Origin of the sequence: Allomesorhizobium camelthorni (genome assembly GCF_011045125.1) — a bacterium.
GTDB lineage: Bacteria > Pseudomonadota > Alphaproteobacteria > Rhizobiales > Rhizobiaceae > Allomesorhizobium > Allomesorhizobium camelthorni.
The window spans coordinates 1-14,332 of the sequence record NZ_JAAKZF010000108.1; the positions used below are offsets into that span (position 1 = coordinate 1).

At 61.5% G+C, this 14,332-nt stretch carries 11 protein-coding genes and 3 pseudogenes; 8 read left to right on the plus strand and 6 right to left on the minus strand.

The genetic code is table 11. The features are described 5' to 3' along the window. A pseudogene (locus tag G6N73_RS36540) lies at positions 1-320 on the plus strand (hypothetical protein); the annotation flags it as partial. A gap of 467 nt (positions 321-787) precedes the next feature. Beyond that, positions 788-946: a hypothetical protein gene (locus G6N73_RS31720; RefSeq protein WP_165033908.1), complete on the plus strand. Its 159-nt coding sequence runs from the start codon at positions 788-790 to the stop codon at positions 944-946. Positions 947-1,475: 529 nt separating this feature from the next. Here G6N73_RS31720 and G6N73_RS38135 read toward each other — a convergent pair. Both G6N73_RS38135 and G6N73_RS31735 read right to left on the minus strand, forming a co-directional pair. After that, complete coding sequence (locus G6N73_RS38135) at positions 1,476-1,814, minus strand: Fic/DOC family N-terminal domain-containing protein (protein WP_343044819.1); 339 nt, start codon at positions 1,812-1,814, stop codon at positions 1,476-1,478. A gap of 111 nt (positions 1,815-1,925) precedes the next feature. Further along, positions 1,926-2,054: pseudogene (locus G6N73_RS31735) on the minus strand (branched-chain amino acid ABC transporter permease); the annotation flags it as partial. 49 nt (positions 2,055-2,103) lie between these two features. Between G6N73_RS31735 and G6N73_RS31740 the strand changes: the two are divergent. Continuing rightward, a complete protein-coding gene (locus G6N73_RS31740; RefSeq protein ID WP_165033910.1) occupies positions 2,104-2,337 on the plus strand; it encodes a hypothetical protein in 234 nt (77 codons plus the stop codon). A gap of 451 nt (positions 2,338-2,788) precedes the next feature. Next, positions 2,789-3,094 (plus strand): hypothetical protein, encoded by a 306-nt coding sequence (locus G6N73_RS31745; protein WP_165033911.1) that lies wholly within the window; start codon positions 2,789-2,791, stop codon positions 3,092-3,094. Positions 3,095-3,461: 367 nt separating this feature from the next. Here G6N73_RS31745 and G6N73_RS31750 read toward each other — a convergent pair whose 3' ends face one another. The 3 genes and pseudogenes from G6N73_RS31750 to G6N73_RS31760 all read right to left on the minus strand — a co-directional run bounded on the left by G6N73_RS31750 (position 3,462) and on the right by G6N73_RS31760 (position 7,018). Beyond that, on the minus strand, positions 3,462-5,252 hold the full coding sequence (locus tag G6N73_RS31750; RefSeq protein WP_165033912.1) for an ABC transporter ATP-binding protein: 1,791 nt from the start codon (positions 5,250-5,252) through the stop codon (positions 3,462-3,464). A 15-nt stretch (positions 5,253-5,267) separates the two neighbouring features. Next, positions 5,268-5,711, minus strand: a pseudogene (locus G6N73_RS37515) (glycosyltransferase family 2 protein); the annotation flags it as partial. A gap of 77 nt (positions 5,712-5,788) precedes the next feature. Further along, positions 5,789-7,018, minus strand: coding sequence for a hypothetical protein (locus G6N73_RS31760; protein WP_165033914.1), 1,230 nt, complete (start codon positions 7,016-7,018; stop codon positions 5,789-5,791). A 508-nt stretch (positions 7,019-7,526) separates the two neighbouring features. On the opposite strand from G6N73_RS31760, the gene G6N73_RS31765 reads away from it, so the two are divergent. From G6N73_RS31765 to G6N73_RS31780, 4 genes are all read left to right on the plus strand, one after another. Beyond that, positions 7,527-9,755 carry a LuxR C-terminal-related transcriptional regulator gene (locus tag G6N73_RS31765; protein ID WP_165033915.1) on the plus strand — a complete coding sequence of 743 codons (2,229 nt, stop codon included), beginning with the start codon at positions 7,527-7,529 and terminating at the stop codon, positions 9,753-9,755. Positions 9,756-9,932: 177 nt separating this feature from the next. Next, on the plus strand, positions 9,933-10,346 hold the full coding sequence (locus G6N73_RS31770) for an ester cyclase (protein ID WP_165033916.1): 414 nt from the start codon (positions 9,933-9,935) through the stop codon (positions 10,344-10,346). 309 nt (positions 10,347-10,655) lie between these two features. Further along, on the plus strand, positions 10,656-12,053 hold the full coding sequence (locus tag G6N73_RS31775) for an FAD-dependent oxidoreductase (protein WP_165033917.1): 1,398 nt from the start codon (positions 10,656-10,658) through the stop codon (positions 12,051-12,053). 354 nt (positions 12,054-12,407) lie between these two features. Further along, positions 12,408-13,535 carry an FAD-dependent monooxygenase gene (locus G6N73_RS31780; protein ID WP_165033918.1) on the plus strand — a complete coding sequence of 376 codons (1,128 nt, stop codon included), beginning with the start codon at positions 12,408-12,410 and terminating at the stop codon, positions 13,533-13,535. Between the two features lie 264 nt (positions 13,536-13,799). Here G6N73_RS31780 and G6N73_RS31785 read toward each other — a convergent pair whose 3' ends face one another. After that, positions 13,800-14,300 (minus strand): site-specific integrase, encoded by a 501-nt coding sequence (locus G6N73_RS31785; protein WP_343044820.1) that lies wholly within the window; start codon positions 14,298-14,300, stop codon positions 13,800-13,802. Positions 14,301-14,332: the final 32 nt, after the last annotated feature.

Sequence of the window (14,332 nt, forward strand, 5' to 3'; positions counted from 1 at the left end):
CTAGGGTCGAATTGCATCCGGGAATTCAAGAGCGACTGAGCCTTATGGCTAGTAATTGTCCCGTCTACAGCAAAATCATGTCAATCCTGCTATTTACTATTAAAGTTCAGTTCGCTTGCGAAGCATGCTCCATGCATGCTATTTTGCTAAAAATCCCAAGCAACTCGCTTCTTGCACTTTATTTTATTAAGGGGCAGACAACAGGCAAATCGCCGCTGTGGGCGCTCAGGCTTTGGCCTGTGAGGGCGACGCTGCGCGTGCTGATCCTTGTCGAGCTCGAGAGACGCCTTGTCGCTCCAGCGCTTCGGGAGGCCGCATGATCGATCCCCGCGTCGCGGCACCGGCAGCATGAAGCTCGCTTAGGGATTGCGGTCCCGGTCGTGCTCGCGAGCCTTGGCTTCTATCCTGCTCCGCAGGAAGGCCAATTGGCTCATGAGGGTGTCCACCTCCCGCAAGATCTTCGCGAAATCGGCGTCGGCTTCGGATGACTGTGTTTTGCCCATGACTGGGATTTATACGGTACTAGGTCTCAATCGAAAAGGAACCCAAGGTTCTCAAGCAACATTTTGTTGGATGACAAGAAAGGGCCGGCGTCCAGTGGGGTTTCGACGAGGAGGGGACGGACGCCGGCCTTGGCCATTGGGGATTATGGCAACGATCAGAGTATAGGCCTGCGGGGCGCTGAAAGTAAGCTTGGCCGATTTGATTAGGGCTATCATTTCTTTGGCTTCTTGACCTCACGTGCCAGGGATCGCATCAATACTCCGATCATGGATGGGAGGTTCAAATGACCTTCTTGACCTATCTCGCATACGGCCTCGCCTACTGGACGCTGACCTCTCTGGTCGCAACTCTGATCCTGGGGACTATCGGATATCGCTGGAACAAGCGCCGCGAGGCCGCCGGTCGTCCAGTCCCTCGCGGCGGTTTCTTGCGTTCAGCATGAACCTTAATCACTCCGTCGCATGCGCCCCTTTATGCCTGGACGCAGCTCTGCCCTCGGGGTCTGCATCCACGGCGCTTTGTCGCCAGTGACGGCTTCAATCGCCATGACGATGGCTGTGAATCAGCATCGACCGCTGCCCCTTGGGTCGACTGCCATCAAGTATTTGAACTTGCTGGCAAATCATTGCGCCGAGTGGGGTCACCGTCGGTGCCGATCGTGACCCCACCCGTTTTCAGTAATGCCTCGGTAAATCAAGGCGTTACGCTCACATGTCGAGGGGTCGACTTTCGGCGCCGATTTACACCCCTCGAGCCGCAGCCTCAGCGCCTCGCTGACCCTGGCGGGATAGTGGTAAGTCCAGGCCGCTTCGACCAAGGCGCGGCGGGCGCGTCGCTTGCCCGCGAGCGTAAGGCTCGACCGGCGGACCGTGTCGCCGGTCGAGCGCTCCCCCCAAGATCGCGGACCTACCGGCACAACCCGTAACCCGTCGGCCCGGCCTCGAAGCAGGGGTCATCAGAACAAGAGCTGCTCAAAATCGTACGCTAAATGCCGGGAAGGGGAGGGGGTGTTGGGCTCTGGGTTGGAGGCCGACGAGTTGGGCGAGGTGGTCGAGGCGCTCGATCTGCGATGATAGCAGCGCCTCCTTGCGGACATACATGAACAGGAAGAGCGGGGTAGAGGGCAAGATCGTGGTGACGCCATCAAGGCGCCCGACCGCGCCGCGCGCCCGGTCGTAAAGCGACAGAAATTGGCCCGCATCGACGGCAGGGACCGGCGGCAACGGTGACGGCACGTAGGCGCGCACCTTTTCCCCACCGACCACGCTTTCGACATAACGTCCTGTCCGGCCGATCGATGTTTCTGACACGTTCCCCGAATCCTTTAGCAGGGCGAGTCGCTTACTAAAGGATAGACTGTTTTCGTTTAGTTGTAAGGGGCCTTAGCTAAAAGATCCAATAGCAATTAATCCGGTGCAGAGCAGGCGAATCAGCCCCTCGATGAGCCCGAGGCCGAAGCCGGTGGCGATCGAGCCGAGGATCGATCCCATGGCGCCGATGACCACCACGGCGAAGACGACGATGATGAGATCAGCGCCCATGTTCGGGTTACTGCCCCCCGTAGCGACTGCGCAAATTGCGAGGGAACGCGAAGAGACTATGACCTACGTCAGCCAGGAACTGGCAGCCATCCAAGCCGACGCCCTCGAATTGCAGAAGTATGCATCGGCGGACAAGTCCGCGCTTCAAGAGCGGATAAACGACATCCCTCGCAGGGCCGTCGAGGTCCGCGACGTCTTGTCGACAAACCCTCATGTTCAGGTCACAGGGTTGTCGGTGACAAACCCTTGGGGCGTAACATTCGAGTTCGCCTTCCCAACGCCCGCACGATAACCCCCAGCCTCTGCCCGGGGGCGCGGGCGCCGCGTTGAAAAAGGCTTGCCCTTTGAGGCAAGGCTATGCAGCCCATGCCAACGCCATGTATCGCTGCGCCGCGCAGTAGCCGAGGCCGTGGGTTCCCAGCCAAGGAGGGGCTGTCTACGGCGAACACGCTCCGCCGCATGGCTCGCGAACGAAAAAGGGCCCGACCGGCAGGGACGTTAACGGTCGGGCCTCAAGTTGAACTGGGTGAGGTCTGTGCCCCAGCCCTTGAAAACAATCTACTTACTAGGCCGAAATGGTCGTTAGCTTCGCATCCAGAAACTTATCCGGGAATGCATATCTCACTGTCAGTGCAGCACTTTTGTATTCCGAGATAAGTTTCTGGATGCGAAGCTAACGACACTCTTCTGCTTGGCCCGTATAGAATTGCGTATTGTGCAAGGTAGCTGCGGGAGTTCCCGAAATGAGAACAAAAAGCAAGTGCGACGCGCGGCGCAAGATCATTCTGGACGGATACCGCAATAATGAACCGCTGAAAGATATCGCGGCCAAGATCGGATGCTCGCTGGCGAGTGTAAAAGTCAGTGCAAGTAAACTCGGTTGCACTCGAACGCATAAGGAGGCGGCGGCATTTCGGCGCGGGTTCCATATCCCGGAACACAAACGGGACGATTACTACCAACTGATGGTCGCAGGGAACTATCGCGCTCGCGAGTGCGCGCTGATTCTGGGACTTCTAGGATCTGGATCAAAAAGTCCGCAGATCTGATGCACTGGCCGGTTTGGCCCTCGCGTCTAACGCGGCCCAGCATCGGCAAACCTTCAACCTGCCCTTAACGTCTGCAAATGCCCCGACGCTACGTTATCCAAAAGGATCCCGACGAGCTGTGGACGGTGTACGACAAGTTCACCGGATGGCCCGCCGAACTGGACGGCCTTGTTCTCACGGGGCTGAGCGTGCGGGCTGCCAAAAAGTTCGTTGGCACGCTTAACTTGAAGGACCACATCGACCAAATGGGCAGAGGGATATCTTTAAAGAACGCCCGAGGCCCACGCAATTGACGTCGATTAGTGCGCCATCAGATTGATCGTTATGTCCCCGATGCCTGGTGACAACCGCTTCGCCTCTTCCTGCATCAGCCTGGGTCGGATGGGTCGTGCTCATAGAGTTCGTCCATACTTAACGATGCCAGATTGGCCAATGATGCCGCGCTCCTTATGCGACCGTCGCCAAGGATCACGACATCATCGCAGAACGAAATCGTGCTGCGATGATGGCTGATGACGATCGTCGTGCGCCGGTTCGCCCTCAACTTCAGCGTCTCGACGATCGCGGCCTCGGAGAGACCATCCACGGCATTGGTGGCCTCGTCCAGGATGAGGACATCGGGGTCACGCGCCAGGGCCCTGGCAAGGGCGATCCGCTGCCGTTGTCCGGCCGAGAGATTGACGCCTCGGTAGCCGACGATCGTCTGGTATCCCTGGGGCAGATTCATGATGAAGTCGTCAGCCTCGGCCAGTTTTGCGGCGCGCTGCGCTTCAACGACCGTCGCCAGATCAGAACCGTATGCGATATTGTCCAAGATGGTGCCATCGACAAGTTCCAGATCCTGGCTGGCCAGCGCGATCCGGCTTCGCCATTGCGTCGGATCAATGCGGTTCAACGGCGTTCCGTCGACCAGGATGAAGCCTTCGTCCGGCTCCACAAACCGGCATAGAAGGTTAACGATTGTGGTCTTGCCTGCGCCCGATCGGCCGATGATCGCGGTGGAGCGGCCGCCGCGGATTTCGAAGCTCGCCGAGCGCAATACCGCCGCGCCGGAATCCGAACCGGGGTATCTGAACGTCACGTCGTCAAATTTCAACTGCCGCGAAAGCCCTTGAAAGGCTCCGGCGCCTTGGGGCGGTTGGGGCTTGTCAGACGGATCCAGCAGCCATCGAACCTCCTCGAGCGATCCGCTCCATCCTTGAAGCTGACTCCAGGACATCTGCAAGGCACGCATGTGCGGTTGTAATCTGTAGAGCAGAACCACGAAGGCGACGATTACCGGGAAGCTGACGCCGGCATACCATGCTCCCACAACCGCACCCAGGAAGAGGACTGCATGGAGCGCTTCGGTGAGCGGCGGCAATGCCCCCTGACGCGTCTGCAGGACGAGCCCCGCCCTTCGAACAGCATCCGATGCGGCGTCGAATATAGCCTGTTCCTTTGCTTCCTGGCCGAAAATGCGGATAAGCCGTCCCGCGTGCACAAGGTGGAGCATGCGCGAAGCAAGCTCGCTGTTGCGCGAAGTGACGCTGCGGCTGGGCGCCCTCAAGCTTGCGGAGAGTGCTGCATGCGCCAACTGCACCAAGGCCAATCCGAGGGCCACCAGCAATGTCATCTCCCAGGACAGGAAGAGAAGGAAGGCCAGCAGAATGACGGCGGCCGACATGTTGACCATGGCAGCCAGGACCGTCTGGATTGCGTCTGACGCGCGCCAGGATTCGTTGGAGATGATGTTCAGCAGCCGTCCGGGGCTCTGCTGAAGGAAAAACGGGAAGCCGACCTTCAGGAGTTGTTCCGACAACGCGCTTCGTATGGAATGGCTCGCCTTGCCATAAATGAAGGTGGTGAGGACTGTGTTTGAGAACGCAAGGACATTCTTCAATGTGATCAGGGCGAGGACGATGGCGGAAATGAATAGCAGCCTCTGCCCATCGCCCAGACCCGAACCGACCTGCTGGAATGCTGCGGAGATCCCGCCCATGTCGGGGGTATCCCCCTGGCCGGCGATGATGCTGAGCATGGGGATGATCAGGCCGATGCCGACGCCTTCGAGCGCGGCGCTGGTAAGGCCAAGAATGACCACGAGCGGAAGCAGGCGCAATTGGGGTCCCAGCGCTTTACGGAGCGTCGGCAATCCTGGCAATTTGGGCCGTAACATGACGAATCTCGCCTTCTAGGTCGTTGCCTGTTGGGGCTGCCGCGCTTCGCTGTGCCGTGAGGCCTTCGTCAACGACAGCCGCATATACGCAGCTGCTCCCAGCAGGTTCATAAATACGATCGGCCAGTGGGACAGACGCAGTTCGGGATCGAACGGCGGTCCGCCGACAAGCTCTCGGCATGCCGATCTAACCGCCCAAAAGAAATGGCGCAGCAGCCATGGCGCAAGTCGAATGTGCTTCAGGTAGAGACCACCATTGCCGAAACTGTAGTTCCTATGGAGTGCGTCGACTTCCCGGCGAAGACTACGCCCGTGATGATGGAACACCATCATGTCGGGCACGTATTCGACGGGGATACCCAGCAGGAATGCGCGCATCAGATAATCGGTGTCTTCTGCCGAGCGCAGGGGGCCTCCCACGCCAAACCGCTCGTCGAAACGACCGATCTTGATGGCTACGCCATGGCCAAGCGGTTAGTAGAACTACACCGCGCCGCCTTGGAGCGGGAGCTCAAAAAGCCGAAGAAACGATAGCTCTAGTCTTCAGCGCCAACAATGGGTCGAGTCCAGCGCCCAAATGCGTACGCCAGGCCGATGCCGATCAGTAATACAATCGCCAAATAGCCCAATGACCACAGCCAATTCCGGTCCGGCCAAAGTCTGCCGACGATTAGGCTGTAAGCGAGCAATACAGGCGCGAGTACTGCGCACCAAATCGCTGGGACGAAGCGCAAAGTCCATATCCGAAGCATATTTGCGTAGAGAACCCATGCGGCGCTGCTGGGGGGGCGGGCGACCAACCATCGGACGCGGCCCACTGGAGGACTGCTTTCGCTCCAGAACCTCGTCGGCATCAAAAGACTGTCGTAAGCAAAGTAAGCGGCGAAGAACAGGGAGGCACCCGCGACGAGCGCGACCACCGCTCCCCCGAAACAAACAAGTAGATCGAGGTTGATCGCCATCCATGCTGACATATCGACGCCAGCGCCGGTCTGCCCGGCAGACGCGGTCACACCGCTGGCAACCGCTGGAAGCATATCTTTCGGGACTCCGAGGACGAACGTGAGAAGGCCAGTGAGCACTGCGCCAAGCAGCTTGGCGCTCTCCATTTTGCCCTTGATCTTTTCGCGGATCTCCTTCTCCGAGTCATCTCCCGTAGCATCCGCCGAACCACTCTTGAGGTCTTTGACATTGGGCGACAAGACCCATTCGAGGTGGCCCCAGCGTCCCCACCAAAAAGCCTTGGAGCGGATACACGCTAATTCCGCGCGGGCGATCGGTATGGCTCCGTGGGTCAGCCGCCGTGCGAACCAGCCGAGCTGGGGCGCATGGCCAACGACGAGCGTCGAGTTGGATTCTGCCGGCAATTCGACGGCCAGGATTCGTTGGATAGCATTGTCAACGGATCGCCTCGCCTCTCGGCGTGATGTTCGGCGCCAGTGATAGAAGTATGGGCTGGCCGCGGGACACCGCTCCGGAGAGAGATATTCTGGTTCAACCGGTAACGGCACTGCCAGGCCCACGTGTTGAAGTTCTTCAGACAGTGCTCGCGCTGTAGCCCTGGCCTCGTCTGTAGGGGCGACGATCACCACACCTAAGATCGGAGCGTTCCATCCCGCGACGGACCGGTGGCGCAGCGCATGAATGAGATATTCCCCAAGACGCTCGGCGATCTGCTTCACTTCGCGAAGGCCGCGATCGGAGAGACCCTTCTTTTCGAGTTCGTAGGAAGCATGCCTCATCAAGAATACATAATGGGTCTGCATAAAGTGATCATAACACGAAATCTCATGCATCGGGAGCGGCTGCCGCCGAGGCGGCAAAGCAAAAATCCCCGGAACTAGTCCAATCTCATGGCTTCGCGATCCCGGTGAACGGGCTGGACGGCAAGCCAAGGCGCTTCGTGTTGCGCCGAATAGTGCCGCCGACTTGGCTAGTCTCGGCCCCCGACGAGCAGCTGGTCATCGTGCCGAAGCCGGAATCCAGATCCTTATTCCGGCGACGCCAGCGCAAGGCACGCTGCTGTAGCATCTGAGTTTGAACGTCGGTCCTGGCGTGGAACTCTGCCGCTCGCATCAGGTGTGGGAACGCCCCGGTTGCGCCATATCCGGACCTCCATTTATGACGCCAGGAAGGTCGTGTCTCGGCACCCGCTGCGGTCATCTAGAAGCGAGAGCCGAACTCGCAGAGTCGATCGCCTTCGGCAATCCGGCGCGATGGACTCGCCGCCCGCCCCCTAATAAAATCTCGCGTGCTGTATATTACGAGGAAGTCATGGCCGACGAACGCGTCCAGCGTCGACTCGCTGCCATAATGGCTGCCGATGTGGTGGGCTACAGTCGGCTCATGGGCGCTGACGAAGCCGCTACGCTTGCCGCACTCAAGGCGCATCGCAAGGAATTGGTCGACGCCAAGATCGCCGAGCATCAGGGGCGCATCGTCAAGCTCATCGGCGACGGCATGCTGGTGGAGTTCACGAGCGTCGTGAACGCGGTCGCCTGCGCTGCAGAGATCCAACGCAAAATGCGCGAGCGCAATGCGGACGTGCCCGAGGAGCGGCGGATCGAATTCCGCATCGGCATCAATCTCGGCGACATCATCCTTGATGAGGACGATATCTACGGCGACGGCGTCAATGTCGCGGCGCGGCTCGAAAGCATCGCCAAGCCCGGTGGCATCTCGATCTCGGCGTCAGTCCGCGAGCATATCGGCAATCGGCTGGACATCGCGTTCGAGGACACCGGGGAACAAGTTCTGAAGAACATCGAACGGCCGGTGCGGGTCTATCGCGTGACGCTCGGACCGTCGACGACAGTGGCAGCGATCGGCGCCGGCGTTGATAAGCGGCACCCGAACGCATTGAACGACACCATGCGCGCCGAGCTTGAGCAAGCCCGTGACTGCTATCGCCGGCGTGCCTGGGCAGACGCCTTTGACGCTCTCTGCCGCGCCGATCAGGAGATGCCGCTTGAGGCTGAGGACCTCGAGCGCTTGGCGATATCGGCCTTTCTGACGAACCGGGACGACGATTGCTTACGAGCTCTTGATCGGTCGTATCACACCTATCTCGATGCGGGGGAGTGCGCGCGCGCTGTGCGCGCCGCGTTCTGGCTGGGCTTCCGCCTCGCCGGTCGAGGCGAGATAGGCCCGGCGACCGGATGGTTCGCCCGTGCCCAGCGGCTGCTGGAAAACGAGGCCACCGACTGCGTCGAGCGAGGCTACCTGCTGCTGCCGACCGTCGAGCAGCAACTCGCCGCCGGCGACTACGACGCAGCCTTCAGGGTGGCGACCGCCGCCGTAGAGATCGGTGAACGTTTCCGCGAGGCCGATTTGGTTGCCGCCGCTCTGCATCTGCAGGGGCGCGTTCTCATCAGGAAAGGCCAGATTGAGTCAGGACTCGCTCATCTCGACGAAGCCATGGTCGCTGTCACTGCGGGCGAACTCTCGCCGCTCATGACAGGCCTGATCTATTGCAGTGTCATCGCGGCTTGCCAGGAGGTCTATGCATTGAGCCGGGCACGGGAGTGGACGTCCGCTCTCGCCCAGTGGTGCAATGCGCAGCCTCAGATCGTGGCTTTCACGGGCTCTTGTCTGGTGCATCGTGCGGAGATCATGCAGCTTGGCGGGGCCTGGCGGGATGCGATCGAGGAGGCCGGCCGGGCCTGCGAGCGCTTTCTTAAGGGGATCGATCCGCAGCCTCCCGCCCCGGCATTCTATCAAAGGGCGGAGATGCACCGTCTCAGAGGCGAGTTTTCCGGGGCTGAGGAGGACTACCAGCGCGCCAGGCAATTCGGGCGCGAGCCGCAGCCGGGCCTCGCCCTATTGCGGCTGGCCCAAGGCCGCAAGGAAGCTGCGGCCGCTACGACCCGCCGCGTTATGAGCGCAATCACAGATCCGCTCCGACGAGCGCGATTCCTGCCCGCTCATATCGAGATCGTGCTGGCCGCAGGCGAAATTGAGGAAGCAGACCGTGCCTGCCGTGAACTGGAGGAGATCGCAGCAGGCTTCGAGACAGGCGTGCTGGGCGCAATGGCGGCGCAGGCCCGCGGTGCGGTCGCGCTCGCCGGAGGCGAAGCCGAGGCAGCGCTGGTTGCGCTGCGCCGCGCACTCGAGGTCTGGCAGGAAATCGAGGCCCCCTATGAGACCGCACGGGTCCGCGTCCTGATCGGCCTTGCCTGCCGTGTCCTCAGAGACGAAGATAGTGCCGAACTGGAACTGGCGGCCGCAAGAGCCACGTTCGAGCAACTTGGCGCTACGCCGGACCTCGCCCGAATCGACGCGCTCACACTCGGCGCCCGGCCGGGCAAGCGCCATGGCTTAACCGTGCGCGAACTGCAGGTTCTGCGCCTGGTCTCGGCGGGCAAGACCAACGGGGCCATCGCCGCCGAACTGTTCCTGAGCGAGCGGACGATCGAGCGGCACGTCAGCAACATCTTCACCAAGCTTGACCTGCCGTCCCGAGCGGCTGCCACCGCCTGGGCATATGAGCGCAGACTTATCTGACCAGCGGATTTCGCATGGGTGGAATCACCCATGCCGGGCTCCTTCCAAATTGCGTGGTTTCTCCGAAGCGTTGCTGCCGTCTGCCGTCGTAATCTCATGGGCGCTAGCGCATCGGCTTACAACGTTCTTTGCGCCACTGAAAAGGCGCGGCGCTGTAGTTCAAAAAGGAGGAATCCAATGTCTGAGCAAAATAAAACGCTGGTGCGGCGTGTCATTGAGGATGTCTACAACCAGGGGAATCTTGCCGTGGCCGACGAGCTGGCCGCCAGCGAGCTGGTCATACATCTGACATCACAGGAGATCCGCGGGCGCGAGGGGGCCACGCAGTACGTCGCGGCGCTGCGAGCCGCGTTCCCTGACCTTCACATGACAATTGAAGACCAGATCGCCGAAGGGGACCGGGTGGTGACCCGCTGGACCGCTCGCGGAACGCACATGGGCGAGTTCCAGGGTATTCCCCCCACCGGCAAGCAAGTTCGGGTGGCGGGAACAGACATTGACCGCATCGCCGGCAGCAAGGTCGTGGAATGCTGGAGCCATGTGGACGATCTGGGCATGATGCAGCAGCTCGGCGCAATCCCCGCCGCCTGAGCCGGGACCAGGCTCACAGCGATGACAGCTCAGCTCGCGTACTCTTGCGCGGAGCAAAGGAGGAAGTCATGACCGAGACAACAAGAACCCGATACCGGGCTGCCATTACCGCGATCACACCTGCGATGCTGGCCGCCGGGTTCCTCTATCACCCTCGCCGCCTGAAGCAAGCTCACCGTCCGTTTTCTGTTCGCTCTGCGCGAAGATGGGGTAAAGCCGATCCCGTGAACCACTTCACGGAACCATGGAACCTTTTGAGGTAGCTGTAGGGCCGCGGAGTCCCCTGCGGGCTTCCGGAGGACCGGGTTAATGAGAGAGAACCGCCTCGCTCACGCCATCGTTTTGGGAGGCAGCGTTGCAGGCCTGCTGGCCGCGCGCGTGCTCGCGCACCACGCCGAGAGCGTCACCCTCGTCGAGCGCGATGACCTTCCCGACGCCGCCCTGCACCGCAAGGGCACGCCTCAGTCACACCACGCGAACAATCTCCACCCGCGCGCGCTGCCTTTGCTCGACGCGTGGTTTCCCGGCGTGACCGACGAGCTCGAGCGGGCGGGGGCCGTGCCGGTCGCCGATGAAGTTCGAGCCGTCATCCGCGGCCTGCGTTACGCCCACACGCATGGTGCTCCCACAACGTTTCTGCTGACCCGCCCTCTGCTCGACGCGATCCTACGCCGTCGCGTGCGCGCGCTCGGGAACGTGAGCTTCGCGATGGAATGCGACGTCACGGGCCTCTGCATGGACCGCGCCGTCAACGTGGCAGGCGCGTTGCTCCGAAACGAACACGGTGAAACGTCGCTAGCGGGCGAGCTTGTCGTGGACGCCATGGGGCGCGGCACCCGAGCGCGTCGCTGGCTCTCCGCGTTCGGTTACGCCGAGCCCAGCGTCACGGAAGTGCGCGTGAACGTCCACTATGCGTCGCGTCTCTTCTCGCGCGCCGCAGCCGATCTGCAGGGCGACAAGCTCGTAATGATTTCGCCGACGGCGGACATTCCGCGCGGCGCCGTCGCGTTCGCGGTCGAAGGGGACCGCTGGCTCGTCACACTCTTCGAATACGGCGGGGAGACGCCGCCGACCGAGCTCTCCGAGTTTCGCACCTTCGCGCGCACTCTCGTTGCGGACGACCTCGGCGAATTGCTCGCTGGCGCGACTGCGTTGGACGACGGCGCCGTGTTCGCTTTCCCCGCGGCGTGCCTTCGCCGCTTCGACAAGCTGCGTGCGTTACCCGACGGCTACCTCTGTCTCGGAGACTCGCTCTGCCAGCTGAACCCGAGCTACGGCCAGGGAATCACTTCGGCCGTTTTGCAAGCGGAAGCGCTCGCCAAAGCGCTCGCGCGCGGTCGACGCTTGCTGCCGCTTCGCTACTACAAGCTGGCCGTCAAGGCCGCATCGCAGCCGTTCAATCTCTCGTGGTCCTCGGACCTCGACCTGCCGCGTGTCGTCGCGCCGCCCAACCCCACGCCCGCGCCGATCCGAGCCTATGTTAAGCGGGCGATGCGCGTTGCGCGTCACGATCCTGCCGTTGCGCTCGCCATGCGTCGGATCATCGGACTCGTCGACCCGCCCCTCGCGCTACTCAGACCTTCAATCGCTTTTCGCGTGCTGTTCGGTAACGCCGAAGTGGCGCCGAGGGATGCGCACAGCGCAGCACCAATCTCAGTTGTCTGGCCTCGACGCGAGCGGGCACAGCAGAAACGAAGGAAGGCATGAACACTTCGGAACGGCGCGGGATGCCTGGGACAAGATTGCGAAGGAATATGACCGGACGAACACTCCCACACAGATGTGGGTGGGGAACGAAGGCCTGCGCCGCGCAGGCGTGCGTTCCGGCATGAAAGTCCTGGAGGTGGCCGCCGGCAGCGGCGCCCTCAGTATCCCGGGCGCGTCTCGGCGCGCAGGTACTGGCGACGGACCAGTCTTCTGTCATGCTCGAGTTGCTCAAGGAACGTGCCGCAAGGAGGGCCTCAGCGTCGAGATGTTCGGCGATTGAGGATGGCCGAGCCACGTATTGCCCCCGATGGTCCAGATGTCTCGGACGACGGTACAGCGAAAGGGAGGCGTCCCTTGAACCTGGGACAATTGCGGATACTCATTGTCGGTGCGGGCGTCGCAGGTCTCGCGCTTGGCCAAGCGCTACGGCGACGCGGCTGTATCCCTGACATCATTGAACGCAATGCCGGCTGGAGCGATGCCGGGACCGGCATGTATTTGCCGGGAAATGCCCTGCGTGCCCTGCGCGCTTTGGGACTCGACGCCGAAGTAGAAAAACGGGGCGCGCGGATCGAAACGCAGAGATTCTGCGACCATCGCGGCCGGTTGCTGAGCGAGGTCAATCTGGGTTCCGTGTGGAACGAGACGGGACCGTGCGTCGCGATTCACCGGGCGGATTTGCACGTCGCGCTGCGGGAAATGAAGGACGCCCCACCCGTCCGGATGGGCGTCACGCTTGTCTCGCTCACTCAGACCGCCGAGTCTGCGATAGTTCACCTCAGTGACGGCTCGCGGGAGAGGTACGATCTCGTGGTCGGCGCTGATGGGATCGGGTCGTCGGTCAGGCGCCTGGTATTCGACGATGCGGGATTGCGTGCGCTCAAACAGTGGGGCTGGCGTTTCGTCGTGCCATGTCCGCCGCAAATAGCAACTTGGTCAGTGTTGATGAGCCGACAGTCCGCGTGCCTGACGGTTCCAGTCGGCGGCGGGCGAGCCTATTGCTACGTTGATTTGATGGGCACGGAACCGCCGAAATCGCTGGCAATTTCCACAGACCGTCTGCAAGAAGTTCTCGCCGATTTCGCGGGTCCAGCCATCGCGATCCGCGAAGCCTTGGAAGGCAGTGTCGCGATACATGCCGCGGCGATCGAAGAGGTCGTCCTCGACAGTTGGTCACTTGGCCGCGCCCTGCTGGTCGGCGACGCCGCGCACGCGATGAGCCCAAACATGGCTCAGGGCGCCGCGATGGCGATCGAGGACGCCCTCGTGTTGACTGATTGCCTGTCCGAACAGCCCGGAATTGGAGCGACGCTGTCCGCATACGCGGCGCGCCGCCGTCCGCGGGTTGGTTGGGTGCAAGCGATGACGCATCGCCGCGACCGCATCCGCCAATTGCATCCGACACTGCGCAACGGACTGCTGCGATTGTTCGGTCACCGTGTTTATCGCAGTCATTATCGACCACTTCTGGCCGAGCCCTGAGAGCTCTCGCCTTGCGGTTAGTGGGTTGGTGCAGAAGTTCTGTGCGAATGTCCTCTCGAGGGCGCGAACGCATCCCTCGAGATGCGGGAGTGAATGACGGCTTGTCACCACCAGTCCGGACCTTCGAGGTGGTGCGACTGAACGGCCGATAGGGGTCACGAGTTCTGGTTGGGCCCAATGTCCGGTTTCTGGAAGGAAAATGGGTCCCGGAAGGTCAGGATTGGGGTCACGGAGCGACGCTTCACGAGCGTCGCCCCGTGTCGTCTATAGTTCGACTTGCTCGGAAATCGCCAGCGCGTCATCGACCTCTATCCCGAGGTAGCGGACGGTGCTTTCCAGCTTCGTGTGGCCGAGTAGCAGCTGGACGGCGCGGATGTTGCCCGTCTTCTTGTAGACTTGTCGACGATCCTTCCATACTGCCTCGTCGACGTGTGGGGCATGGCCCGGACGCGGGCTCGGGAACAGGAAATCCGTTTCGGCGAGTTGGCTGCGCGCGATCCATGCGCCAACGGCCGCTCGTGTCTGCTCCGTAATCTCGAACTGCACGGGCCGCCCTGTCTTCTTCTGTACGATCACTGCCCGATCACGAACGGTACCGGAAAGGGCAACGTCTCCGACGGTGATGGTGACCAGGTCGCAACCCCGCAGCTTGCTGTCGATGGCGAGATTGAACAGCGCAAGATCGCGTTCCGCATCTGCCACCTGCAGTCGCGTCCGGATGCTCCAGACCTCTCGTGGCTTAAGCGGAGGCTTCTGGCCAACGATGTGGCCTCGGTTCCAACTAGCATTACAGTTGC

Coding starts and splice junctions, on each gene's coding strand:
- G6N73_RS31720 (WP_165033908.1), top strand. CDS start 788: ATGACCTTCTTGACCTATCTCGCATACGGCCTCGCCTACTGGACGCTG.
- G6N73_RS31740 (WP_165033910.1), top strand. CDS start 2,104: ATGACCTACGTCAGCCAGGAACTGGCAGCCATCCAAGCCGACGCCCTC.
- G6N73_RS31745 (WP_165033911.1), top strand. CDS start 2,789: ATGAGAACAAAAAGCAAGTGCGACGCGCGGCGCAAGATCATTCTGGAC.
- G6N73_RS31750 (WP_165033912.1), bottom strand. CDS start 5,252: ATGTTACGGCCCAAATTGCCAGGATTGCCGACGCTCCGTAAAGCGCTG.
- G6N73_RS31760 (WP_165033914.1), bottom strand. CDS start 7,018: ATGCAGACCCATTATGTATTCTTGATGAGGCATGCTTCCTACGAACTC.
- G6N73_RS31765 (WP_165033915.1), top strand. CDS start 7,527: ATGGCCGACGAACGCGTCCAGCGTCGACTCGCTGCCATAATGGCTGCC.
- G6N73_RS31770 (WP_165033916.1), top strand. CDS start 9,933: ATGTCTGAGCAAAATAAAACGCTGGTGCGGCGTGTCATTGAGGATGTC.
- G6N73_RS31775 (WP_165033917.1), top strand. CDS start 10,656: ATGAGAGAGAACCGCCTCGCTCACGCCATCGTTTTGGGAGGCAGCGTT.